General features: G+C 56.6%; 19 protein-coding genes. All 19 read left to right on the plus strand.

The genetic code is table 11. From position 1 onward, the window contains the following. Positions 1–9: 9 nt before the first annotated feature. Positions 10–882 carry an SDR family NAD(P)-dependent oxidoreductase gene (locus tag ACTQ52_RS04545; RefSeq protein WP_441981912.1) on the plus strand — a complete coding sequence of 291 codons (873 nt, stop codon included), beginning with the start codon at positions 10–12 and terminating at the stop codon, positions 880–882. 146 nt (positions 883–1,028) lie between these two features. Then, positions 1,029–2,222 (plus strand): RluA family pseudouridine synthase, encoded by a 1,194-nt coding sequence (locus ACTQ52_RS04550; protein WP_410042991.1) that lies wholly within the window; start codon positions 1,029–1,031, stop codon positions 2,220–2,222. Between the two features lie 434 nt (positions 2,223–2,656). Next, positions 2,657–4,210, plus strand: a complete 1,554-nt coding sequence (locus ACTQ52_RS04555) for a YifB family Mg chelatase-like AAA ATPase (protein ID WP_441981913.1) — start codon at positions 2,657–2,659, stop codon at positions 4,208–4,210. Beyond that, positions 4,207–5,103, plus strand: a complete 897-nt coding sequence (dprA, locus tag ACTQ52_RS04560; RefSeq protein WP_441981914.1) for a DNA-processing protein DprA — start codon at positions 4,207–4,209, stop codon at positions 5,101–5,103. Before ACTQ52_RS04555 ends, dprA begins: the two co-directional genes overlap by 4 nt. A 238-nt stretch (positions 5,104–5,341) precedes the next feature. Further along, a complete protein-coding gene (gene topA, locus ACTQ52_RS04565; protein ID WP_441981915.1) occupies positions 5,342–7,381 on the plus strand; it encodes a type I DNA topoisomerase in 2,040 nt (679 codons plus the stop codon). A 257-nt stretch (positions 7,382–7,638) separates the two neighbouring features. Then, positions 7,639–8,388: a 30S ribosomal protein S2 gene (gene rpsB / locus ACTQ52_RS04570; RefSeq protein ID WP_410042987.1), complete on the plus strand. Its 750-nt coding sequence runs from the start codon at positions 7,639–7,641 to the stop codon at positions 8,386–8,388. A gap of 114 nt (positions 8,389–8,502) precedes the next feature. After that, positions 8,503–9,447, plus strand: coding sequence for a translation elongation factor Ts (gene tsf, locus ACTQ52_RS04575; RefSeq protein WP_410042986.1), 945 nt, complete (start codon positions 8,503–8,505; stop codon positions 9,445–9,447). A 255-nt stretch (positions 9,448–9,702) separates the two neighbouring features. Continuing rightward, complete coding sequence (truA, locus tag ACTQ52_RS04580; RefSeq protein WP_441981916.1) at positions 9,703–10,479, plus strand: tRNA pseudouridine(38-40) synthase TruA; 777 nt, start codon at positions 9,703–9,705, stop codon at positions 10,477–10,479. Between the two features lie 120 nt (positions 10,480–10,599). Then, complete coding sequence (locus tag ACTQ52_RS04585; protein WP_410042984.1) at positions 10,600–11,331, plus strand: L,D-transpeptidase family protein; 732 nt, start codon at positions 10,600–10,602, stop codon at positions 11,329–11,331. A gap of 183 nt (positions 11,332–11,514) precedes the next feature. Then, a complete protein-coding gene (locus tag ACTQ52_RS04590; RefSeq protein WP_441981917.1) occupies positions 11,515–12,378 on the plus strand; it encodes a patatin-like phospholipase family protein in 864 nt (287 codons plus the stop codon). Positions 12,379–12,699: 321 nt separating this feature from the next. Continuing rightward, positions 12,700–13,854 (plus strand): tRNA dihydrouridine synthase, encoded by a 1,155-nt coding sequence (locus ACTQ52_RS04595; RefSeq protein WP_441981918.1) that lies wholly within the window; start codon positions 12,700–12,702, stop codon positions 13,852–13,854. 6 nt (positions 13,855–13,860) lie between these two features. Further along, a complete protein-coding gene (fliB, locus tag ACTQ52_RS04600) occupies positions 13,861–14,874 on the plus strand; it encodes a flagellin lysine-N-methylase (protein ID WP_441981919.1) in 1,014 nt (337 codons plus the stop codon). 324 nt (positions 14,875–15,198) lie between these two features. Next, the gene (locus ACTQ52_RS04605; protein WP_441981920.1) at positions 15,199–17,700 is read left to right on the plus strand and encodes an EAL domain-containing protein; all 2,502 of its coding nucleotides are present in this window, start codon (positions 15,199–15,201) and stop codon (positions 17,698–17,700) included. A 113-nt stretch (positions 17,701–17,813) separates the two neighbouring features. Then, on the plus strand, positions 17,814–18,881 hold the full coding sequence (gene rsmH / locus ACTQ52_RS04610; protein ID WP_441981937.1) for a 16S rRNA (cytosine(1402)-N(4))-methyltransferase RsmH: 1,068 nt from the start codon (positions 17,814–17,816) through the stop codon (positions 18,879–18,881). 376 nt (positions 18,882–19,257) lie between these two features. After that, on the plus strand, positions 19,258–20,742 hold the full coding sequence (locus ACTQ52_RS04615; RefSeq protein WP_410042979.1) for a DUF1846 domain-containing protein: 1,485 nt from the start codon (positions 19,258–19,260) through the stop codon (positions 20,740–20,742). A 107-nt stretch (positions 20,743–20,849) separates the two neighbouring features. Next, positions 20,850–22,409, plus strand: a complete 1,560-nt coding sequence (locus ACTQ52_RS04620) for a Kae1-like domain-containing protein (protein WP_441981921.1) — start codon at positions 20,850–20,852, stop codon at positions 22,407–22,409. 82 nt (positions 22,410–22,491) lie between these two features. Next, positions 22,492–23,202, plus strand: a complete 711-nt coding sequence (gene pyrH, locus ACTQ52_RS04625; RefSeq protein WP_410042977.1) for a UMP kinase — start codon at positions 22,492–22,494, stop codon at positions 23,200–23,202. A gap of 213 nt (positions 23,203–23,415) precedes the next feature. Further along, positions 23,416–23,970, plus strand: coding sequence for a ribosome recycling factor (frr, locus tag ACTQ52_RS04630; RefSeq protein WP_441981922.1), 555 nt, complete (start codon positions 23,416–23,418; stop codon positions 23,968–23,970). Between the two features lie 105 nt (positions 23,971–24,075). After that, positions 24,076–24,813, plus strand: a complete 738-nt coding sequence (locus ACTQ52_RS04635; RefSeq protein ID WP_410042975.1) for an isoprenyl transferase — start codon at positions 24,076–24,078, stop codon at positions 24,811–24,813. The last annotated feature ends 12 nt before the right edge of the window (positions 24,814–24,825 follow it).

Consider the following 24,825-nt stretch of genomic DNA (forward strand, 5'->3'; position numbering starts at 1 on the left):
GGTGCAGATATGAAAATTGCGATCATCACCGGCGCAAGCTCCGGTATGGGCCGGCGTATGGCCATCGAACTGAACGATACCATCCCGAACATCGAGGCATTCTGGCTGTTCGGACGTCGCGTTGAGCGCCTGGAAGCCCTCGAGAAGCAGCTCACGAAGCCGTGCCGCTTCTTCACCGACGACCTCCAGACGAGTGCCGCACGGGATACTCTGCAGCGTGCCCTCGCGGAGGAGGCACCGGAGATCGTCTTCCTTGTGAACGCCGCGGGCTTCGGCCAGATCGGCACCATCCGGGGATTAAGCCTCGAGGATCAGCTCGGCATGGTGGACCTGAACATCGGCGCACTCACCTCGATCACGCGCCTCTGCCTGCCGTTCATGGCCCCAAAGTCCCGCATCCTGAACTTCGCGTCCAGCGCTGCCTTCCTGCCGCAGCCGAATTTCGCCGTCTACGCCGCGTCGAAAAGCTACGTGCTGAGCTTCAGCCAGAGCCTCGCCGAAGAGCTCAGGACGACCGGCATCCGTGTCACCGCCGTCTGCCCTGGCCCGGTGAAAACCGGGTTTTTCGAGCGCGCCGAGACCAGCGGCCACATCCCGTTCTATAAGTATCTTTTCATGGCGAACCCGGAGAAGGTCTGTCACCTCGCGCTGATGGACAGTGTGCTCGGAAAGGGCATGTCCGTATATGGCGTGAGCATGAAGCTGCTCCGCATCCTCAGTAAGCTCCTGCCGACGAAGCTGATCATGCTGAGCATGCGACTCCTGAACGGCCGCTGTGCCTACGACGGTGATGCGGCCAATGCAGGCGACCAGCTCGTCACCGGCTCCGCCTTCCATCATTCAAAGCCGGAAGGAAACGATCGCGCTGACGTGAAGGCCTGACGCAGGCAGGGACGGAACCCGGAGGAGCGGTAACGGAGGCACAGTACTCCGAGACCGGTGAAATATCTAAGCCGGGGTCCCTGCCTGATCTGTTACAACCAAGGAGAAAACGAGCGCACATCATAAATTGACAGTGAGGAACCTCTGTGAGAGAAATCAACGTATCGACCAACGAAGCCGGGCAGCGCCTCGACAAGCTGCTGCGGAAATACCTGAAAAATGCAACTACCTCCTTCATCTATAAGATGCTTCGGAAGAAGAACATCGTGCTGAACGATAAGAAGGCCGAGGGGAAGGAAATCCTGAACCTAGGAGACTCCGTGAAGATGTACTTCTCCGAGGAAACCTTCGCCACCATGACGGGGCGGACGGGGCAGTATTTCGGAAGTGCTGAAAAGAATCGGGAGGCGAGAGCGAATGCATCCGCTAAGTGTGCCTGTCCGGCATCGGATCAGACATCATCCGCAGGAAAGAGCTACGCACAGATGTACCGTAACGGATCTTCCGGAAATACTTCTGAAAGAAGAGAGAAGCGTGCTTTTGACGGCAACGCACAGACGTATCGTAACGGATCTTCCAGAAATACTTCTGAAAGAAGAGAGAAGCGTGCGTTTGACGTAGAGGGATTCCGAAAGCATATCGTCTACGAGGACGAAAACCTGCTGGTGCTGAACAAGCCATCCGGATGGCTCAGCCAGTCGGATGCTTCCGGTCTTCCGTCAGTGAACGAGCGCTGTCTCCAGTACCTGATGGCGACAGGAGCCCTCACGGAAGCACAGCTCCAGACCTTCAAGCCGGGCATCGCAAACCGCCTCGACCGGAACACCTCCGGCCTCATCCTCTTCGGCAAGACCCTCCCGGCGCTGCAGGCGCTCGCCACGCTGCTCCGTGACCGAACGATGGAGAAGTACTACCTCGCCATCGTAAATGGAGACATTGACCACGCACAGCGCATCGACGGCTACCTCGCGAAGGACGAACGTACGAACCGCGTCGAGATCCGCCCACAGCCGTTCCCGGACGCCGTCGAAATCCATACCGCGTACGAACCGCTGAAGCGCAGTGCGGAATACACCGTTCTGAAGGTCCACCTCATCACCGGTAAGACCCACCAGATCCGTGCACACCTCCGTGCCATCGGCCACCCGATCATCGGTGACCCGAAGTACGGGCGGAAGGACGCCAATGCTTACTACCGTACCCATGGTGGCGTGCAGTCACAGCTCCTCCACGCGTGGGAACTGCACTTCCCGGAAAACCTTGACGGCCCGCTTCAGAAGCTCGCCGGCCAGACCCTCACCGCCGAACCACCGAAGGACTTCCGCCCGTTTCTCCAGTAATCCCCGGCTTGTATGACCTTCCGGGAGGCCAGGGGGTCTGACCCCATAAGTGACGAGGTTTCATTTCAACTCGACTTTCAATGAAGTATTTGGCACACGGGGTCTGACCCCGGTCACTCCGGCGGGGGCTGATCTCGCCTTGCATGACCTTTCGGGCGGCCAGGGGATCTGACCCCATAAGTATCGAGATTTCGTTCCGACCAGATATTCGAAGAAGTATCTGGCACACGGGGTCTGACCCCGGTCACTCCCGCGGAACCGCTACCTTCTGGCTAACAAAATATTTTTTGGGGATGAAAAAGTGGCGTCTGGCCCGGAAACCCGCCACTTTTTCGCGTCTGTTTTCAGACTATAGTCCACTTAACGACCTTACCAGGAATCTGATTCCATGGTAAGGTCGTTTTAGTTTCTGAATCGCCGGAAAGAGGAATTCTATGCTGGCAAAAATTAATAGTGCAGGTTTATCCGGACTGGATGGTTATTCTGTGTCCGTAGAGGTCGACGAGAGTCATGGGCTTCCCAGGTCCGTCATCGTCGGCAATGTCTCGCCCTCGGTGCGGGAGGCGCTGGAGCGCTGCGATGTCGCACTTCGGAACGCGCAGATTTCCATGCCGCCACGCCGGCTCACCATCAACCTCGCCCCGGCAGACCGGCGCAAGGACGGGACCTGCTTCGACCTGGCCATCGTGACCGGGATCTTACGTTCTGTGTTTTTGACCGACAGCTTTTCACTCGATGCATACGGATTCATCGGTGAGCTCGGGCTGGACGGCTCCATCAAGCATGTGAATGGCGTGCTGTCGCTCGTTTCCGAGATGAAGCGGGCCGGACTGCGCGGGGCGGTCGTGCCGCTCGTCGACATTCAGGAGGCACTGGTCGTCGAGGACATGGATATCATCGGCGTCGAGCATCTCGTCGATCTCTGTAATCTCATCGAGTCAAAGGAGCGCTTTCTCCGTTACCCGCGCGAGGAAGCGGTGCAGACCGAAGTCCACGAATCCTATGCTGTGGACTTCGCCGAGGTGCACGGTCAGAGCTACGGTGTCCGTGCAGCCCTCATCGCGGCCGCGGGTGGCCACAATCTGCTCCTGTCCGGTGTCGCCGGCTCCGGGAAGACCATGATCGCGAAGCGCATCCCGACGATCCTGCCACCGCTCAGCCGTGAGGAAAATATCGAGATCACAAAGGTGTACTCAGTGGCGGGGCTGCTTCCACCGGGGCAGTCAATGCTCAATCACCGCCCGTTCCGGACCCCGCATCACACGATCACGACAGCAGCGCTCGTCGGCGGCTCCGCCCAGGGTGGCGTCGTGCCCGGTGAACTCGCCCTTGCATCGCGTGGAGTCCTCTTCCTCGATGAGCTCCCGCTCTTTTCAAAGGCCTCGATCGAGTCACTTCGGCAGCCGATCGAAGAGAAGCAGGTCATCATTTCACGTCTGAACGGCACCTTCCGCTATCCGGCAGACTGCCTTCTCGTCGCGGCGATGAACCCCTGCCCGTGCGGCTACTTTCCGGACCGGAATAAGTGCCAGTGCACCGAAAGCCAGATCCGTCAGTACCAGCGCGGCATCAGTAAGCCGATCCTCGAGCGCATCGACCTCTGCGTCGAAGCCTCACCGGTGGCCTTCGCAGATGCAGTTTCGAAGGACAGTGGTCCGAGCTCGGCAGAACTCCGCGCACAGGTGCTCCGGGCGCGGGAGATCCAGACGGCACGCTTCCGTGGAGAATCGAAGATACGGGTGAATGCAGAGATGGGTATACGGGAAATCGAACGCTACTGCACGCTCGGATCGAAGGAACTCGCCTTTATCGGGCGTATTTTTCAGCTTAGATCGATGTCGATGCGCACCTATCATAAGGTCCTGAAGGTCGCCCGGACGATCGCGGACCTCGAAGAGGAGGAACGGATCCAGATCGCCCATCTGAGTGAGGCCGTGAACTACCGCGGCATCGAGGATCAGCTGTACGGGACAGGAGGAAAACCATGACGGTGAGAGATTTACATTTTAAACAGGAGATACGAGAACTGACGCCGCTGGATGCGGATTATCCGGAGCGTCTCCGAAACATACCGGATCCGCCACGGACACTCTATGTCCGCGGCAGCCTTCCGCCGGACGACAGGCCGACCGTCGCCATCATCGGCGCACGAAGCGCGAGCGATTACGGGCTGCAAGTCGCCCGCTCCTTCGGTCGAGCGCTGGCGATGCAGGGGATCGGCATCATCAGCGGGATGGCGGCGGGGATCGACAGTGCAGGGCAGTGGGGTGCCGTCGATGCGGAGGCGAAAACCTATGCCGTCTTCGGCTGTGGCCTCAATGTCTGCTACCCGGCCCGCAACTTTCTGCTCTACGACAAGATCCTCGAGTATGGCGGTGGCGCGATCTCGGAGCTTCCGCTGGATGCGCCGCCGATCGGAAAGCAGTTCGCAAGCCGGAACCGCATCATCGCCGGCCTCGCAGATGCCGTGCTCGTCCTCGAAGCCCGTGAAAAATCCGGTACCTTCATCACCGTCGGGGATGCCCTCGACCAGGGGAAGCAGATCTTCGCCCTGCCCGGGCGGGTCACGGACGGACTCTCGAAGGGCTGCAACCAGCTGATCCGGCAGGGGGCCGACATCCTGACGAGTCCGGAGGATGTGCTCGAGTACCTGCATCTGACATATCATAAGGAACAGCAGATGCTCGAGAAGGATGTCTCGATGCTGAATCCGAAGCAGCAGAGGGTCTATGCGGCCCTCGATGTCGAGGCGAAGCATCTCGACCAGCTGATCGGAAAGCTCTCGATGTCGGTACAGGAGCTCAGCTCCATCCTCCTCGAGCTTGAGATCCTCGGCTTCTCTGAGAGCCCGAAGCTGGGATTCTACCGGCGACGAATTTAGAAACAGACAGTACAAGGGTCCCGCCGGGTTTCCTGCTGAATCCAAACCGGTTTTGTGACGCCGGAATGCCTTGTATACCAGATGCGCGTCTTGCAAAACAAAAAAGAGTGTTGTATATTGTCTGAGATTTACCCTTTCGGGAAAGAACGTTTATCTGCACCGGTATACCGGTTTCGACGGTTTCTGTATGAAATCAGCCATCCGGCGCAGATCTTGTATAAATAAAAGGTGAGTCTGAATGGCAAGTACAAACAATCTGATTATCGTAGAGTCGCCTGCAAAGGTGAAAACGATCAAAAAATTTCTCGGCAAGCAGTATACGGTCGATGCCACCATGGGACATCTCATCGATATGCCGAAGAGCTCCCTCGGCGTCGATGTCGAGCATGATTATGAGCCGAAGTACATCACGATCCGCGGCAAGGGCGAGCTCCTCGCGAAGCTGAAGAAAGAAGCGAAGAAGGCGGATCGCATCTATCTCGCAACCGACCCGGATCGTGAGGGGGAGGCCATCAGCTGGCATCTCCGTAACGAGCTCGAGAAGGATGAGAAGAATAAAGCGAAGATCACACGTATCACCTTTAACGAGATCACGAAGAATGCCGTTAAGAACGCGCTGAAAAGTCCGCGCGATATCGATATGGACCTCGTGGATGCGCAGCAGGCGCGTCGTGTCATCGACCGTCTCGTGGGTTATACCATCAGTCCATTATTATGGAAGAAAATCCGTAAGGGCCTCTCTGCCGGACGTGTACAGTCCGTCGCACTCCGTATGATCTGTGACCGTGAAGCCCAGATCGCGGCCTTCATACCGGAGGAGTACTGGTCCCTCGATGCAATCCTCCTGCACGGAAAGAAGAAGCTCACCGCCGCCTTCTACGGTGGCGAGAAGAAGCAGGCACTGAGCTCAGAGGCTGAGGTCGATGCGATCCTGCAGAAGATCGGGAAGGATGATTTCATCGTGAGTGACATCCGAAAGTCCGAGCGTCGCAAGAAGGCACCGCTGCCATTTACGACCTCGACGATGCAGCAGGAGGCGGCGAAGTCCCTCGGCTTCGCCACCAGTAAGACCATGAAGCTCGCACAGACCCTGTATGAGGATGGTTATATCACCTACCTGCGTACCGATAGTACACGTATCGCCGACGAGGCGGATGCGGCGGCCAGAAGCTTCATCGCGGCACAGTTCGGCGAGCATTATGTGAACGGTGGTTCCAGCGTACAGTCGAAGGCACAGGCCGAAGTGAAGATCCAGGACGCACACGAGGCGATCCGTCCGACGAGCCTCGAGCTTAGTCCCGAGGAGGCGAAGGCGAAGCTCCCGCGTGACGAGTTCCGCCTGTACCAGCTGATCTATAAGCGCTTCCTCGCGAGCCGTATGTCGGCTGCGCTCTACAGCACCGAGTCCGTAAAGCTGCGTGCTGGCGAGTATGTCTTCACACTGAACGGCTCGAAGCTCAGCTTCGATGGTTTCCTCTCGGTCTACATGACGGAGGAGGATAAGGCGGAGAAGGATGTTTCGCTCCCGGAGCTTACGGTCGGCGAGCAGCTTTCGCTCGACAGCTTCGATAAGGAGCAGCACTTCACACAGCCGCCGGCACACTATACCGAGGCTTCACTCGTGAAGGCCCTCGAGGAGGATGGCATCGGTCGTCCGTCAACCTATGCACCGACCATCGGCACCCTGCTGGCGCGCCGTTATATCGCGAAGGAAAAGAAGAACATCTTCGTCACCGAGCTCGGTCTCGCGGTCGACGATATGATGCAGAAGAACTTCCCGACCATCATCGATACCGCATTCACCGCGAATATGGAGTCCCTGCTTGATAGTGTCGCAGCTGGTAAGACGAAGTGGAAGACGATCGTCGAGAACTTCTACCCGGATCTCGAGGAAGCCGTCGAGAAGGCACAGGCGGAGGTCGAGAAGATCACGATTCGTGATGAGGAGACCGATGTGCTCTGTGATAAGTGCGGACGCCACATGGTCATCAAGTACGGTCCACATGGCAAGTTCCTGGCATGCCCGGGCTTCCCGGAGTGTCGGAACACGAAGCCGTATGTCGAGTATGCCGGCTTCACCTGCCCGGACTGCGGCGCAGAGTGCGTGAAGCGTCGTTCGAAGAAGGGCCGGATCTTCTACAGCTGCTCCCGCTATCCGGAGTGTGAATACATGACCTGGAGCAAGCCGAAGGAAGCCGTCGTCGGTGAGAAGAAGGATGGCGACATCTTCGTGGCACCATCCACCGATACGAATCCAGAGCCGGTGATGCCGGACTGATCGAGGATTCGTTACCGTTCAGATATGGCTCGGCGGACAGCAGCGAGGATTATAAATTCACGAAAAATCGCCCGTCTAAAATATTGACAGCAATCAAAGCTTTATGTTATATTACAAGTCGCGTCTTTTTGAGACGCGGCTTCTTTTATAGAAGAACATAAACAGCACATCTCAGCAAACACCGGAAGGTACCCGCACAGGGCGAAAGCCGGTAAGCACGAAGGCTGAGATGGAAGAAACAACCAGGAGGTATTAAAATGAGTGCAATTGGAATGAAGCAGCTCCTTGAGGCTGGCGTACACTTTGGTCATCAGACCAGAAGATGGAACCCTAAGATGGCTCCGTACATCTACACACAGCGTAACGGTATCCACATCATCGATCTTCAGCAGACCGTAAAGATGGTAGACGATGCCTACAACGCGATGGTAAAGATCGTACAGGACGGTGGTACTGTTCTTTTCGTAGGTACCAAGAAGCAGGCACAGGATGCTGTAAAGGCAGAGGCTCTTCGTTGTGGTGAGTTCTACGTAAACGAGAGATGGCTCGGCGGTATGCTTACAAACTTCAAGACCATCGAGACTCGTATCGAGCGTCTGAAGCAGATCGAGAAGATGGCAGAGGATGGCACCTTCGACGTTCTTCCGAAGAAGGAAGTTGCGCTGATCAAGAAGGAGTGGGAGAAGCTTGAGGCTAACATCGGTGGCATCAAGGAGATGAAGGTTCTTCCGGACGCGATCTTCGTTGTAGATCCTAAGAAGGAGAAGATCTGCGTGAAGGAGGCTCATAACCTCGGCATCACCCTTTTCGGTATCGCAGATACCAACGCTGATCCTGAGGAGCTTGATTATGTAATCCCGGGTAACGATGACGCTATCCGTGCGATCAAGCTGATCGTCGGCAAGATGGCAGATGCTGTCATCGAGGCTAAGCAGGGCGATATGACAGAGGAAGAGGCTGCAGCAGCAACTGCTGGCGACGAGACTGTCGTTTCTACTGAGGCTTAATTAATTGATAACGCCAGCATTCGACAATTTCATAAATTGCAGAATGCTGGCTTTTCTTGTTTCAAAGGGAGCCGGTGGGGCTTCCATCAAATAAACATCCAGGAGGATAAAAAGATGGCAATTACAGCAGCTCAGGTTAAGGAGTTAAGAGATATTACCGGTGCAGGTATGATGGCTTGTAAGAAGGCACTCGCTGCTACCGAGGGTGACATGGATAAGGCCGTAGAGTTCCTTAGAGAGCAGGGCCTTGCAGGCGCTGAGAAGAAGGCCGGCAGAATCGCAGCAGAGGGTGTTTCCTTCGCAAAGGTTTCTGAGGACATGCACACTGGTGTTGTCGTAGAGGTTAACGCTGAGACCGATTTCGTAGCAAAGAACGCAAAGTTCCAGGCTTACGTTGATCAGGTTTGTGATCAGGCTCTTACAACTTCCGCTGCAGACATCGACGCTTTCCTCGCTGAGAAGTGGAACCTCGATGAGACCAGAACCGTCGCTGAGCAGCTTTCCGAGGAGATCTCCATCATCGGTGAGAACATGCACATCCGTCGTTTCCACAAGCTCGTTGAGAACGAGGGTCTCGTATCCGCTTACATCCACGCTGGTGGACGTATCGGTGTCATCCTTCAGGTGAAGTCCGACGTTGTCAACGACGCTGTCGCTGAGATGGCGAAGAACATCGCGATGCAGATCGCTGCTCTGAACCCGAAGTACACCACTCGTGCAGAGGTTGACCAGGAGTATCTCGCACACGAGACCGCAATCCTTACAGAGGCTGCCAAGAACGAGAAGCCGAACGCACCGGAGAAGGTTCTCAACGGTATGGTTCAGGGTCGTCTCAACAAGGAGCTCAAGGAGATCTGCCTCGTAGATCAGACCTACGTAAAAGCAGAGGATGGCAAGCAGAGCGTTCAGCAGTATGTTGATTCTGTAGCCAAGGCTCAGGGCGCGAAGATCCAGCTCGTAACCTTCGTACGTTATGAGACCGGTGAGGGCCTCGAGAAGAAGAGCGAGGACTTCGCAGCAGAGGTTGCTGCACAGCAGGCAGCTGCAAAGAAGAACTAATCTTCAAAGATGATAATTTCACCAGAGCTTCGGGCATGTCCCGAAGCTCTTTTGTTACTCGCCTACTGTTCAGATCGAATCCCCAGAGGGCCTAGTGCCGCTTAAGGTCCCCGGCTTAGATTGAACCGGTCTTGGAGTACTGTGTTTCTGTTGCTGCCCTTCGGAGATTCGAATGAACATTGACCGGATTTTGTAAATTGACCTTCACCGCCCGAGTGCGCTACAATGTTCCCAAACAAAAAAACGGAGCATACTATGACCAGAAACTATAAGATGATTCTAAGCTACGACGGTTCCCGCTACTATGGCTGGGAGCACCAGCCGAACACCGAGCTCACGATCCAGGGAAAGCTCGAGCAGGTACTGACCCGCATGATCTACGGCGACCAGTACCAGGCAGCGGACTGTGCTTCCTTCCCGATCACCGTCATCGGCGCGGGACGGACCGACGCCGGGGTGCATGCACGTGCGATGACCGCCAATGTGCTGCTCGATACCGATAAAACAGAAGAGGAGATCCGGAGCTACATGAACCAGTACCTCCCGGATGATATCAGCATCAATGAGCTGAAGCTCTGCGCAGATCGCTTTCACAGCCGCTTCAAGGCGTCCGGCAAGACCTACCGCTACAGCTGCTGGTACAGTGATCAGAAGCCGGTCTTCGAGCGGAAGTATGTCTCGGTTCTCGAGAAGCACCCGGACCTCGCAGCGATGCGGGAGGCTGCCGCGTACCTCATCGGGGAGCATGACTTCAAATGCTTCTGTGGTAACAGCAAGATGAAAAAGTCGACCGTGCGAAAGATCGATACCGTGGAGATCACGGAGAACGGCCCTTACATCCGTCTCTACTTCCATGGCACCGGCTTCCTGCAGAACCAGATCCGCATCATGACCGGCACCCTCCTCGAGGTTGGCTTCGGAAAGCGGAGTCCGGAATCGATGAAGGACATCATCGCCTCCCGTGACCGGAAGATGGCCGGCGTCACGATGGAAGCGAAGGGGCTCTGCCTGATGAAGGTGGATTATGACTGATTCGCATGGGGATGAGATCATCGCAGACCATACGGATGCTTGTATCCCATTTCATCGTCGGTGATATGAGACGGATGAGAACATGGGATGCAGGATATGGACTATAGAAGGATATACAGTATGAAAATGAGAAAGAATTTCATCGGGGCCTGTCTGATCGCAGTGATGCTTTTCGTAAGTAGCGCATTTACTTCACTGGCAGAGTTCGGACCAACCATCATCGACACCACGGGGCCTGTGACGAGCGCTCCGAGCGGTGACGATGCGAAGGCAGAAGCATTGGCGAAAACGCTGACCGCACAGATCACAGACCAGATCATCCTCGTCGTGGACCACAGCCTCTCCCTCTATAATAAGCAGGCGGACGGCAGCTGGCAGAAGGCGATGGAAACCTACTGCGGCTATGGGCGAAACGGACTGAAGGCCTGGAACGAGCGGCACGAGGGCGACCAGACGACGCCGGTCGGCTCCTTCCCGATCCTCCATGCGTTCGGCATCTCCCCGAATCCGGGCACGCAGATGAGCTGGCGCGATGTGACGCCGAACTCCTACTGGTCCGGCGAGCAGGCGACGTATAACACATGGGTCGAGAGCGCGACGCCGATCAGCGGAGAGCATCTCAGCGAGTACACGATCTGCTATAAGTATGCGATGGCCGTCGGCTTCAATGTGAACCCGACCGTCTACAAGCGCGGGTCTGCGATCTTCCTGCACTGCAAGAATCCGGCAGACTGGGGCTCGGCGGGCTGCGTTTCCGTCGAGGAAGCGGATATGATCGCGCTGCTGCAGCAGTGTCATAACGGCTGCTACATGATGATCGTGCCGAACGAGGCGTCGATCGCGAATTTCTAAGGAGCTCGGTAGCCTGTTCCGGCGGAAATCGTCCGCCGAATGAAAAAGATGTCGTGAGGCGAACCGTCCAGACAGGAGGATCCGGTCACGGCGTCATAAGCCGGGCAGGACAGCTCAGGCAGGAGAATTTCGTTTCCGCATAAGAGACGGAGCAGAAACAGACGGAAAAGTGGAGGCAGAAGGATGGAAGAAGAAAAGACGGTCCGTACGGGCCTGGTATGTGAAGGCGGCGCGATGCGCGGGATGTTCACCGCGGGTGTGCTCGATGTATTTTTGGAGGAGGGGATCCGCTTCGACGGTATGGTCGGAGTGTCGGCGGGTGCTACCTTCGGCTGCAATTTCAAGTCGCGGCAGATCGGACGCACGATCCGCTACAATAAGCGCTTCGCGAAGGACCGCCGCTACTGCAGCATTGAGTCCCTGCTGAAGACCGGAAACCTCTACAATGCCGAGTTCTGCTATCATACGCTTCCGGAAACGATCGATCTCTTCGACTGGGACAGCTTCCTCGCGAATCCGATGAAGTTCTACATGGTCGCGACGGACTGTGATACCGGGCGTCCGGTCTACCATGAGTGTAAGAGCTCGAATCCGGAGGAGATGGAGTGGTTCCGTGCGAGTGCCTCCATGCCGCTCGTGTCGAAGCCGGTCGTGATCCGTGGCCAGACGCTCCTCGATGGCGGTATCAGCAACGCGATCCCGCTCTCCTTCATGGAGCATATCGGCTATGAGCGCAATGTCGTCATCCTCACACAGGACCGGAGCTACCAGAAGAAACCGCAGGCGGGCATGCAGGCCTTCCGCAGGCTGCAGAAGCAGTATCCGCTCTGCTATGAGGCGATGAAGAATCGTCACTTCATGTATAACGATCAGCTCGCGGATGTGCACGCGAAGGAGACCACCGGTCAGGTACTGGTCATCCAGCCGCCAGCGCCTCTCGGCATCCACCGCGTCGAGCACGATCCGGAGGCACTCGAGCGCGTATACCAGATCGGACGCAGCGAGGCAGAGAAGCGACTGGAGGAGGTCCGTGCCTTTCTCGGCTGAGATGTGCACAGTGATAGATCATTGCAGTTCAGCCAAGGGGCCGGAGGGGCGGCAACGGAGGCACAGTACTTCGAGACCGGTTCAATCTAAGCCGGGGACCCTAAGCGGCACTAGGCCCTCTGCAATCACTGAGTTTTCTTTATGAAAACTCAGCGTTGCAGAGGGTGCTAAGGAAAATAGTACCAAGTGCCGCTAAGGGTCCCCGGCTTGATTTCACACGGTCTCTACGTATGGCCACCGTTGCCGTCCCTCCGGGCCACGCCTTGACTTAACTACATCTGAACCATAACTCCGCCTATTGCAAACAAAAGGATTTACTTTATGAACTTCTATTTCGCACCGATGGAGGGCGTCACCGGCTATTATTTTCGGACCGCGTACAACGCCGCGTTCCCAGGCCTCGATCGCTTCTATACGCCGTTTCTCTCGGCGAATGATACCTTCCAGTTTACACACCGTGAGGAGCGCGATGTCGCACCGGAGCATAATCTCGGCATGCGCGTCGTGCCGCAGATCATCACGAATAACGCAGAGATGTTCGTCTGGGCCATCCGGGAGATGGCGAAGCTCGGTTATACCGAGGTGAATCTCAATGCAGGCTGCCCGAGTGGCACGGTCGTCGCGAAGGGGAAAGGCGCCGGTCTGCTCCGGGACCCGGATCGCCTCGACGAGTTCCTCGATCAGACCTTCGAGCTTCTGGAGAAAGAAGGTATCTGCTATGATGTCGCGGACGCACCTGAGGTACCGCTCTTCGTGAAGATGCCTTCGGCAGAGATATTGGACTCGAAATACGCGGAGGCATCCGAGGCATCGCGCGACGAGATGAACGAAGCGGCAGAGACATTGGCCTCGGAAGAGGGAGACGGCGCGATCCGCCCGAAGCCGGTGAAGACCACAGATGGCCGGACGCATGTCTGCATCTCCGTGAAGACCCGGATCGGCGGCTGGGAACCGGACGAAGCCGGCGAGCTGATCCGTGTCTACAACCGTTACCCGCTGAAGGATCTCATCGTTCACCCGCGTGTGCAGAAGCAGATCTACCGCGGAGAGGTGCATCTCGACGTCTTCCGGCAGTTCGTCGAGGCGTCGAAGCATCACCTCGTGTATAACGGAGACATCGTCACCGTCGCAGACTATGAGCGGATCACCCGGATGTTCCCGGAGATTGACAGTATCATGATCGGCCGCGGACTCCTCACAAATCCGGCGCTGGTGCGTGAGATCCGGGGCGGGGCAGCGGCGACGCTCGAGGAGCTGAAGGCCTTCCACGAGCAGCTGCTCGAGAATTACATGACGGAGATGCAGAGTGAACGGAACACCCTGTTTAAGATGAAGGAGTACTGGAACTGGCTGAGTCAGTCCTTCGAAGGCAGCGATCGCTACATGAAGGAGATCCGGAAGGCAGATACTATCGTGCGCTACCGTGCGGCGGTACGAAATCTGCTCGCGAACTGTCCACTGAAGGGAGAGGTGTAAGACATTATGATCATCGAATATCCATCCTACTATAAAAAGTTCCGCTGCATCGGCGGCCACTGCCCGGACACCTGCTGTGCCGGCTGGGAGGTCGACGTCGACGAGGCGTCGAGCGCATACTACCGCAGCGTGGAGGGCAGCTTCGGAGATACGCTGCGCGCCCATATACGGGAAGAGGACGGCGACTGCTTCTTCCCGCTCACGAAGGAAGGTCGCTGCCCGTTTCTTCGGAAGGACCTTCTCTGTGAGATGTATATACAGCTCGGGGAGGAGAGTCTCTGTCAGACCTGCACGGAGTACCCGCGCTACTTCATGGACATCGGAAATTATGAGCAGATCGACATGAGCCTGAGCTGCATGGAGCTCGGCCGCATCTTCTTCACGGAGTGTGCGCGGATCAAGTATATCCGCTCCGAGAATGAGATCCCGGGTGAGGAGATCAGTGAAGAAGAACAGGAGACTCTCATCGAGGTGCTTGCACTTCGAAACCGCTGCATCGCGCTTCTCCAGGATCACGACGGTGCCTTCCTCGATGCATGGCAGGCCGTACGTGCCCTCGTTGCGGACGCGCAGGGCCTCGATCCGAAGGAAGCCGACGCGGAGCGAAGCTATCTGAAGGAGGATTTCCCGGCCCTCGTCGAGTGCATGAAGCATCTCGATTCCCTCCGTCCGGAGTGGGATGTCCTCGTCGAAGGCTACGAGCAGAAAATCGCAGATCCGCACTTCCTCGATGCACTTCCTTCGTTCATGCAGGCGGAAGCCGAACAGCTCGACCGCTGGTTCACGAAGCTCGCCGTCTACTTCGTCTACCGCTACTTCATCGACACCTGCATCGACGGCGATATCGAAATCGAGCTCTGCCTCGTCCACCGCAGCCTCATGATGATCCTCTTCATGCTCTACAGCCGCTGGACCGGACAGCAGCAGCTCGACGTCGCGGACATCATCGACGTCGCGCACCTCTTCTCGAAGGAGGTCGAGCACGACGAAGGAAATGTGAATCTGCTGAAATCAATCTGATGACCGGAGCCCCGGAGGGGCGACAACGGAGGCACAGTACTCCGAGACCGGTTCAATCTAAGCCGGGGACCCTAAGCGGCACTAGGCCCTCTGCAATCGCTGAGTTTTCTTGATGAAAACTCAGCGTTGCTAGAGGGTGCTAAGGAAAATAGTACCAAGTGCCGCTAAGGGGACCCGACTTGATTTCACACGTTCTCTACGTATGGCCTCCGTTGTCGCCCCTCCGTGGCTCCGGTCATTCTGCACAATCAACTTGCCCGAATCAACGTTCTACGATAAAATAGTATACAGGAGCGTCTCGCATCCCTGAGACGAAATAGAGCGTTGAAAGAATTCTCAAGAAAACATATCCATATCATCCTGTGTACCCTCTCGGCCGGCTTTATCCTCTGTGGCCTCGTGATGCTCATCCAGGACTTCTACAACTCGACCTATGCGCCGGATACGTCTGCTGCCACCGTGCAGGAGGCTTCTTTTTCGAGTGCGGACGTTCTCTTTCTGAGCTCCTACAGCCGGAGCTTCATCACCGTGCCGGATCAGGAGAAGGGGATGCTGAAGGTGTTCGACCAGTACCCGGGGATCAACGTGACCGAGGAGTTCATGGATACCCGAAACTACCCGGCGGAAGGGAATCTGCAGAATGTCTACAACAGTCTGCTCTATAAGTATCGGAATCAGGATGCGTTTGACGCCATCATCCTCGCGGATGATGCTGCACTGAAGTTCGGTCTCCGCTATCGCGATACCCTCTTTAAGGGCAGCCCGATGGTCTTTATGTGCATCAATGATTTCGACCACGCACGTGGCGCGATGAACTATCATGATGTCACCGGTAAAACGGAGAATTTCGACCTGAAGGGCACGATCGAAGTCGCGGCAAAGCTTCTTCCGAAGGCGGATACGATCGTCACCATCTATGATGAAACCGACTCCGGACTCGGTGACTTCAAGCAGATGCAGAAGCTCGAAGCCGATTTCCCGGACTATAGCTTCCAGTATATCAATACCTCGATGCTCTATACCGACGAGCTGACACAGCAGCTCGAAAGCATCGACCAGGATTCCATCGTAATCTTCATGGATGCCTTCGAAAATGCAGATGGCTCGATTTATGATGTCGAAACGAGTGCAGCGTTCATCACAGAGCACTGTCCGGTGCCGGTTTTCCGTGCCTCGATCGGCGGTCTCGGCTGCGGCCTCGCCGGCGGACATTACTTCGACTACGAAGCGGCAGGAGAGATCGCTGCGCGTACCGTCATTGACATCCTGAATGGTGCATCGGCGGATGCTATGCCGGTGGACTATGAGAACGTCAGCCACTATGCCTTCGATTATGATGTCCTGAAGAAGCATGGACTGAGCACCTATGTCCTTCCGAAGGAGACCGAATTCATCAACGAGCCGCTGAGCTACTTCAGGCAATATAAGGCGATCATCCTGCCGAGTGCCTACATCATGACCGGTCTCTTTATCGGGCTGATCGTTCTCGAAATCTCAAACGAAGAGAAGCGGCGCAAGACCCGCGAGCTGACCTACTCCAGAAACAAGCTGCAGTATATGTATGAGCATGATACGACGACACAGCTGCCGAACCGGAGCCATGCCGATGTGCGCATGCAGGAGCTGCTGCAGGAGGGCGGCACCCATACCCTCATGCTCATCGATATCGATAACTTTAAAACCCTGAACGATACCTTCGGCCACGGCGCCGGCGATTATGTACTGAAGGAGATGGCCCGTCGCCTCCGCCTCGTCGCGGTGAAGTACCAGGGCTTTGTTTCCCGTTACGGAGGTGATGAGTTCGCCATCCTGTTTGCGAATGAAATCAACCAGGACAGCGGCGAGATGCTATCGTATCTCCGAAACATCCTGAATGAACCATACATCTATGAAGAGCAGCATCTGAGCGTTACCTCCAGCATCGGTGTAACGACGTCGGCCGGGAAGGAACACCTCATCAATGAGCTTTTCTCCGAGGCAGACAAGGCGCTGACAGAGGCGAAGAGCCGCGGCAAGCATACGGCGGTATTCTTCGATGCGACGATGCATGAGCGCATCCTCGAGGAGGACAATATCGTCCTGACCCTGCATGATGCCTGTGATCACGACGGTTTCCGGATCGTCTACCAGCCGCAGATCTCGACGAAAACCGGCAAGGTCATCGGCTACGAGGCCCTCGTACGCCTGAAGAGCGGTGCATACTATCCGGACCGCTTCATTGCCCCAGCAGAGAAGTACGGCATGATCATCCGGATCGGCCGTATCGTCACCGAAAAGGTCATCCATCAGATGGCCGTCTGGCGCGCCCAGGGCGTGGAGCTTCAGAAGGTGTCCATCAACTACTCGGCGAAGCAGCTGCAGGATGAAGAGTACGTGCAGTACCTGAAGTCCCTGCTTCAGAAGGAAAACATCTCGCCGGATCTCATCGAGATCGAGGTTACGGAGAGCCTCTATATGGAGTATAAGGAGCAGACGAACATGCTCTTCCGGCAGCTTCGGGAGCTCGGGATCGGCCTCGCCCTTGACGACTTCGGCACGGGCTACTCGTCGCTGAACTACCTCACCTTCATCCCGGCGGACCGCATCAAGCTGGATAAGAAGATGACGGACACCTACCTCCAGCAGGGAAAGACCAACATCATCAAGAACATCGTCAACATCGCGCATGACCTCAACATGACACTCTGTATCGAGGGTGTTGAGAATCGCGCGCAGTATGACCTCGCCACGGCCCTCGGCTGTGACGACGTCCAGGGCTACTTCTTCAGTCGCCCGATGGATGGCAACGCTGTCCCATATTATAGAGTGGAGTTTCTGGATTCATGACAGAGAAGAGAATTGAACATTTGACCAGTGATACACAGGAGGACAATGCCGACATCCGGCACGACGCGGAAGCGGGTGCCAGCGCACAGTCGGCGGACAATGCTGACACCATGATGTCTGCCACTACTTCTACGGCAGGCGGAGAGCCGGTGAAGCACCAGCGGCGGAAGCGCTACAGCGGGAAGTATCCGCGGCGCTTCGACGAAAAGTATAAGGAGCTGAACCCGGAGAAGTACCAGGACGACATCGAGAAGATCATCCAGAAGGGGAAGACTCCGGCCGGTATGCACATCTCGATCATGGTGAAGGAGATCCTCGATGTGCTGAAGATTCAGCCGGGCGAGATCGGCATGGATGCCACCCTCGGCTACGGCGGGCACACGGAGAAGATGCTCGAGCAGCTCCATGGACAGGGGCACCTCTACGCGACGGACGTTGATCCGATCGAGTCTGCGAAGACCGAGAAGCGTCTCCGTGAGAAGGGCTACGGGGAGGATATCCTCACCATCCGCCATCTGAATTTCCGGGACATCGACCAGGTCACGGGGAATGGCGACAAATTCGATTTCGTCCTCGCGGATCTCGGCGTCTCCTCGATGCAGATCGATAATCCGGAGCGGGGCTTCAGCTATAAGGTCGACGGCCCGCTGGACCTGAGACTCAATCCGGAAGCCGGGGAATCGGCTTCCGAGCGCCTGCGCACGCTGACCTATGACGACATGGTGAACATGTTCATCGAGAATTCCGATGAGCCGTATGCCGAGCGTATCGCGAGGGAGATCGACCGCGGTCTTCATAAGGGCATGAAGTTTGAAACGACGACTGAGCTTCGGGATACCATCGCGAAGGCCCTCGCCTTCCTTCCGGAGAAGGAGCAGAAGGACGCCGTGAAGAAGTCCTGCCAGCGTGTCTTCCAGGCACTGCGTATCGACGTGAACAGTGAGTTCGAGGTGCTCTATGACTTCCTCGAAAAGCTGCCGGACTGTCTGAATCCGGGTGCCCGCGTCGCGATCCTCACCTTCCACAGCGGTGAGGACCGTCTCGTGAAGAAGTTCTTCAAGGAGATGCAGAAGGCCGGCATCTATCGCGAGGTCTCCCGTGACGTCATCCGCCCGGGAAAGGAAGAGTGCTTCATCAACCCGCGGGCGCACTCGACGAAGCTCCGCTGGGCGATCAAGTAAAGATCATATAAATCCAGAACAGCCCGGAGGGGCGGCAACCGAAACACAGTACTACGAGCTCGGAAGACTCTAAAATTCCATCCCTAAGAAGTACTAGGCCCTCTGCAATCGCTGAGTTTTCCTGATGAAAACTCAGCGTTGACAGAGGGTTCTAAGGAGAGATACACCAAGTACTTCTAAGGGATGGAATTTTGATTCTTCACGAGCTCTTCGTATGGTTTCGGTTGTCGCTCCTCCTGGCCGCTCTGTATCCAATATGAATTGACAAGACAGACTGACTTTTTTATACTAATTGCGATTTGTTTTTTGATATTTAATAACGGTGGATCGGTGCAGGGTGGCACCGGCGAAGCAGGGAATAAGAGGGAGTAGTACGATGTTTAAAAAGGGTTTCGATAACGATAAGTACCTTAAGATGCAGTCGGAGCATATCCGTGAGCGTATTTCGAAGTTTGGCGGTAAGCTCTATCTTGAGTTCGGCGGCAAGCTGTTCGATGATTACCATGCATCTCGTGTGCTTCCGGGCTTTCAGCCGGATAGTAAGATCCGCATGCTGCGTGAGTTGAAGGATGACGCGGAGGTCGTGATCGTCATCAATGCCGGCGACATCGAGAAGAACAAGGTCCGTGGGGATCTCGGCATCACCTACGATATGGACGTGCTGCGACTCATCGATGCGTTCCGCGGCTATGGCCTCTATGTGGGCTCCGTCGTGCTCACCCGCTTCGATGGGCAGGAGAGTGCGATCGCTTACCAGAAGAAGCTCGAGTCCCTCGGTATCAAGGTCTACCGTCATTACCCGATCTCCGGGTATCCTGGCAACGTACCGCTCATCATCAGCGAGGAGGGCTTCGGCAAGAACGACTACATCGAGACGACCCGCTCCCTCGTGGTCGTGACCGCACCGGGCCCGGGTTCCGGAAAGATGGCCGTCTGCCTGAGCCAGCTCTACCAGGAGAACAAGCACGGCGTCAAGGCCGGCTACGCGAAGTTCGAGACCTTCCCGATCTGGAACATCCCGCTGAGTCATCCGGTCAATCTCGCCTACGAGGCGGCGACCGCCGACCTCAACGACGTCAACATGATCGACCCGTATCACCTCGAAGCCTATGGCAAGACCACGGTCAACTATAACCGTGACGTCGAGGTCTTCCCTGTCCTGAACGCGATGTTCCAGCGCATCTACGGCGAGAGCCCGTACAAGTCCCCGACCGACATGGGTGTCAACATGGCAGGCTACTGCATCGAAAACGACGAGAACTGCTGCTATGCCTCCCGCCTCGAGATCATCCGCCGCTACTACACGGCGCTCTGCGATCTTCGCAAGGGAAACGGCGCACAGTCCATCGTTGATAAGCTCGAGCTTCTGATGGAGAAGGCCAATGTCTCCACGAACGACCGCCCGGTGATTTCCGCGGCCAAGCAGAAGGCGGCGCTGACCGGCGACCCGGCCGCAGCGATTGAGCTCCCGGACGGCACCATCATCACCGGAAAAACTTCCTCGCTGCTCGGCGCGGTGAGCGCGATGCTCCTGAATGCCCTGAAGGTTCTCGGTGGCATCGACGACTCCGTGAACCTCATGTCCCCGGAGATCATCGAGCCGATCCAGCACCTGAAGACGGCGCACCTCGGCAACCACAATCCGCGTCTCCACCTCGATGAGATGCTGATCGCCCTCACCATCTGCGCGACCCATGACCCGAACGCCGAGACCGCGATGCAGCAGCTCGAGAAGCTCCGCGGCTGTGAGGCACACAGCTCTGTCATCCTGTCTGAAGTCGACGAAAACACCTTTAAGAAGCTCGGCGTCAACGTGACCTGCGAGCCGCAGTACCAGACGAAGAAGCTCTTCCACAAGTAAATTCCAAACTGTGCCGGCAACGGCACAGTTTTTTGTAAGCATTGAGATCAATCGTAGGCATGATGAGGCGGGAAAATGCACACCATGCCTACTATAGAGTGAAAAATATGACCAGAACCAGTGAACTAGAAGAAAACAGCGGAAACAGTCGGATCACCGTCTCCCTCGGGGCAGATGTCAGTGAAGGCTATGTGCTGCGCTATGAGCTGCACCCTGCAGAGCACTTCACATTCACAGCGATGACGCTGGGGCTCGAAACGCCGCAGCAGCTCGGGGAGCGCCTCGCTGCACAGGTCATCGCAACCCTCGATGAGAGAGAGGAGCAGCCAGATCGCATCGCCTGCGACCTCTACCCGAAGTTCCCGACGACCTACGCCGCTGAAGTCCTTGCGGACCACTATCGGGTGCCGATGCTTCGGATGCAGAAGTGTCACCGCGCGATCCTCGACGCGATGGATGCCAGTATGCAGTCCGATGCAACGCGAACTCCATCGCTTCGCGAGGATGGGCAGATGAGCGCAGATGCAGAGAAGATGGATACAGCGTCCCATCGCATCGAACAGCTGAAAACGCACAGCACAAGCGAAGTAGCGGACGTACGTCACGCGAGCACTGCCGTGCTCGGCATCTGCCTCGATGATCAGAGTTACGGCTCCGACGGCACGCTCTGGGGCGGTGAGATCCTCGAGATCTCCGGCGAGAGCTTCACGCGTCTCGCCTCGATCCATCCCTATCAGCTGATCGGCACGAATATGGAGCTCCACAGCTCGACGCCATGGCAGACTGCCGTATCGATGCTCTATGACCTCGCGCGTATGGCCCATAACGAGGACGAAGCCATCCGGGACTTCGTCGCGAAGCAGGCGGCCTCCGAAAAGGTTCACCTCCTCGATCTCTGCAGCCTGAACGACGCCCGCGCCCAGTATATCGCGCAGGATCGAAATAAAAACACCACCCGCTCCACCTCGGCGAGCGGCCTCTTAGACGCCGCCGCTGCCATCCTCGGTTTCCAGCGCATCAGCACAGCGACGGGAAGAACAGCGATGGAAGCATTGACCGAAGCCGCCGAAGCGTTCGAACAGCAGGCGGTTTCGGGAAACACTGAGCCATATGTAGAAAATGACCTGCATGGATCTACGGATATCCGAAATGCAGCACAAAGCGAAATGAATGGATGCGCCGAACGAGACCGAAAATCGATCATTCTGCGTGGAAAATATAAGGCGCAGATCGACGCGCTCTACGCGAAGCTCGAGAAGCTCATCGCGGCCGCCGAAGAGATGGACGACCCGACCCTCGAGCCGGGCGACCTCTGGGAAGACACCGACGACGGTGCCTTCAGCGAAACCAGCGCCGACGACCATCCGGACATCCTCCACACAGAGCAGCTGATCCGCCTCCTCGCCGACGAACGGATCCGCTACCTTACAAGCCTAGGAAAACGCAATTACGACCACCCGCTGAATCGGAAGCACCCGGACGCAGGCAGCGCCGACGACAACAGCCGCCTCCTCGCCTGGTTCCTCCTCGACGCCCTCGCAAAGATCTGCGTTCAGTACTGTGCAGGAAAGCACGTTGTGCTTTCAGGGCATTTCCTGAAAGCAACGCGCTTAAGGGAACGATTCGAAGAAAAACTTAAGCTAGCACGCGGCCCTGTAGTATGGTAGAATACTTCAGATAGAAGCTTGTGGGGGATCGTGATACGCGTCGTTTCCGTACGCCCCGCGCGCACTATGAAAAGGAGATACTATGGCAGAGAAGAATAGAAGAGTCATGCTGAAGCTGTCCGGTGAGGCACTGGCAGGTGAAAAGCATTTCGGCTTTGATGATGATACGATTCGGGCCGTCGCACAGGAAGTGAAGACCGCAGTCGATGCCGGCGTACAGCTGGCCATCGTGATCGGTGGCGGTAACTTCTGGCGTGGTCGTCAGTCCGTGGAGGTCGATCGCTATAAGGCAGATCAGGTCGGCATCCTCGCAACCGTGATGAACTGCATCTATGTTTCCGAGATTTTCCGGACACAGGGCATGAAGACGAAGGTGATGTCTTCGATCCAGATCGGCGACATGGCCGAGCTGTTTAATAAGGATAAGGCGATCAAGGCGATGGAGAAGGGCACAGTCATCTTCTGTGCCGGCGGCACCGGCCACCCGTACTTCTCGACCGACACCGGCGTCGTACTCCGTGCTGTCGAGCTGAACTGCGAGGAGATCCTGCTTGCGAAGGCCATCGACGGTGTATACGATTCCGACCCGAAGACGAATCCGAACGCGAAGAAGTTCGACACCATCCGTATCCAGGATGTCGTCGACCAGCGCCTCGGCGTCATCGACCTTTCCGCATCCGTCATGTGCATGGAGAACCACATGCCGCTCGCGATCTTCTCCCTGAACGAGAAGAACGGCATCTCAAACGCACTGAAGGGAAAGATTACCGGCACCCGCGTAAGCGCAGACTGAGGATGCCCACCATGTCCGACGAGAACGCCGCGCGAAGCATGCACAGCACGGTGCTGTCGATGACGCAGCGCGAAGAGATACACAGCACATCCCAGCGCAGTGCTGATGATGACGCAGCGCGAAGAGATGCAGCACGAGGACAGAAGCATTGGCCCACAGGCCGAACTGAACTTATCAACAACCCGAAAAGGGTAACAATAGGAGGAGCAGATCATGGATGATCAATTTACCATTTACATCGAAAAGATGCACAAGACCCACGATAATCTGATGGACGAGCTTGCGACCATCCGCGCAGGCCGTGCGAATCCGCACGTACTCGACCGTATCACGGTGGACTACTACGGCACACCGACCCCGATCCAGCAGGTGGGCAATGTTTCCGTCCCGGAGGCACGTCTCATCCAGATTCAGCCATGGGATAAGAGCATGCTGAAGGAGATCGAGAAGGCCATCAATTTGTCCGAGCTCGGTATCAATCCTGTAAACGATGGTACCGTCATCCGTCTCGTATTCCCGGAGCTCACCGAGGAGAGACGTAAGGAGCTGACGAAGGATGTTAAGAAGAAGGGTGAGGCAGCGAAGATCGCCATCCGTAACATCCGTCGTGATGCTATGGATCTCGCAAAGAAGCTCGAGAAGTCTTCCGAGATGACCGAGGATGATCTCGCGAGAGCAACCAAGGACATCCAGGAGCTGACGGATCACATGTGTGAGAAGATCGACTCCTCTGTCGAGGCGAAGAACAAGGAGCTCATGACCGTTTAATCGGCAGCTTCGTAACGAGCACAGCGATCTGGAGAGACAGAAGGAGGACTTCGACACGCTCCGTGTGGCCGCGGGTCAGCACACCCTGTCTTAGAGGAGATTTCAGTGGATATCATCAATTCTGAGGGCCGGAACATCCCGGCCCATATCGCCATCATACTGGATGGCAATGGACGCTGGGCGGAGCATAAGGGCCTCCCGCGTGCCATGGGCCATAAGCAGGGCTGTGAGACGCTGGAGAAGACCGTCGCCGACTGTGCGCGTCTCGGCGTGCAGTACCTGACCGTCTATGGCTTCTCGACTGAGAACTGGAAGCGCTCCGAGGAGGAGGTCGGTGCCCTGATGAAGCTCTTTCGCTTCTACATGGTGAAGCTCATCAAGGTCGCGAACGAGCATAACGTACGCGCCCGCATGATCGGTGAGCGCAGCCGCTTCGCACCGGACATCCAGGAGGGCATCCGCCGTCTCGAGGAGGAGACGAAGCAGAACACCGGCATGACCTTCGTTTTCGCCGTGAACTACGGCTCACGCGACGAGATCGTCCGTGCGGTTCGTAAGTACACGATCGAGGCGATCCGCGCAGGAAAGAGTGAAGAGGAGATCGAGGCGCTGACCGAGCAGGCCTTCGCCGGCTACCTCGACACGGCCGGTATGCCGGATCCGGATCTCGTCATCCGCACCTCCGGTGAGTTCCGCATATCGAACTACCTGCTCTGGCAGAGTGCGTACGCGGAGTACTACATCACGCCAGTGCTCTGGCCGGATTTCACGAAGGATGAGCTTCTGAAGGCGATCGACAGTTTCAACAGCCGGGAGCGACGCTTCGGTGGTCGGAAAAAGTGATGTGCTTCTGAA

It is taken from the genome of Oribacterium sp. Sow4_G1_1, assembly GCF_052116105.1.
Taxonomy (GTDB): domain Bacteria; phylum Bacillota; class Clostridia; order Lachnospirales; family Lachnospiraceae; genus Oribacterium.

Excerpts from the sequence above, each read along its gene's own strand:
- ACTQ52_RS04545 (WP_441981912.1), top strand. The coding sequence starts at position 10 with ATGAAAATTGCGATCATCACCGGCGCAAGCTCCGGTATGGGCCGGCGT.
- ACTQ52_RS04555 (WP_441981913.1), top strand. The coding sequence starts at position 2,657 with ATGCTGGCAAAAATTAATAGTGCAGGTTTATCCGGACTGGATGGTTAT.
- dprA (WP_441981914.1), top strand. The coding sequence starts at position 4,207 with ATGACGGTGAGAGATTTACATTTTAAACAGGAGATACGAGAACTGACG.
- topA (WP_441981915.1), top strand. The coding sequence starts at position 5,342 with ATGGCAAGTACAAACAATCTGATTATCGTAGAGTCGCCTGCAAAGGTG.
- rpsB (WP_410042987.1), top strand. The coding sequence starts at position 7,639 with ATGAGTGCAATTGGAATGAAGCAGCTCCTTGAGGCTGGCGTACACTTT.
- tsf (WP_410042986.1), top strand. The coding sequence starts at position 8,503 with ATGGCAATTACAGCAGCTCAGGTTAAGGAGTTAAGAGATATTACCGGT.
- truA (WP_441981916.1), top strand. The coding sequence starts at position 9,703 with ATGACCAGAAACTATAAGATGATTCTAAGCTACGACGGTTCCCGCTAC.
- ACTQ52_RS04585 (WP_410042984.1), top strand. The coding sequence starts at position 10,600 with ATGAAAATGAGAAAGAATTTCATCGGGGCCTGTCTGATCGCAGTGATG.
- ACTQ52_RS04590 (WP_441981917.1), top strand. The coding sequence starts at position 11,515 with ATGGAAGAAGAAAAGACGGTCCGTACGGGCCTGGTATGTGAAGGCGGC.
- ACTQ52_RS04595 (WP_441981918.1), top strand. The coding sequence starts at position 12,700 with ATGAACTTCTATTTCGCACCGATGGAGGGCGTCACCGGCTATTATTTT.
- fliB (WP_441981919.1), top strand. The coding sequence starts at position 13,861 with ATGATCATCGAATATCCATCCTACTATAAAAAGTTCCGCTGCATCGGC.
- rsmH (WP_441981937.1), top strand. The coding sequence starts at position 17,814 with ATGTCTGCCACTACTTCTACGGCAGGCGGAGAGCCGGTGAAGCACCAG.
- ACTQ52_RS04615 (WP_410042979.1), top strand. The coding sequence starts at position 19,258 with ATGTTTAAAAAGGGTTTCGATAACGATAAGTACCTTAAGATGCAGTCG.
- ACTQ52_RS04620 (WP_441981921.1), top strand. The coding sequence starts at position 20,850 with ATGACCAGAACCAGTGAACTAGAAGAAAACAGCGGAAACAGTCGGATC.
- pyrH (WP_410042977.1), top strand. The coding sequence starts at position 22,492 with ATGGCAGAGAAGAATAGAAGAGTCATGCTGAAGCTGTCCGGTGAGGCA.
- frr (WP_441981922.1), top strand. The coding sequence starts at position 23,416 with ATGGATGATCAATTTACCATTTACATCGAAAAGATGCACAAGACCCAC.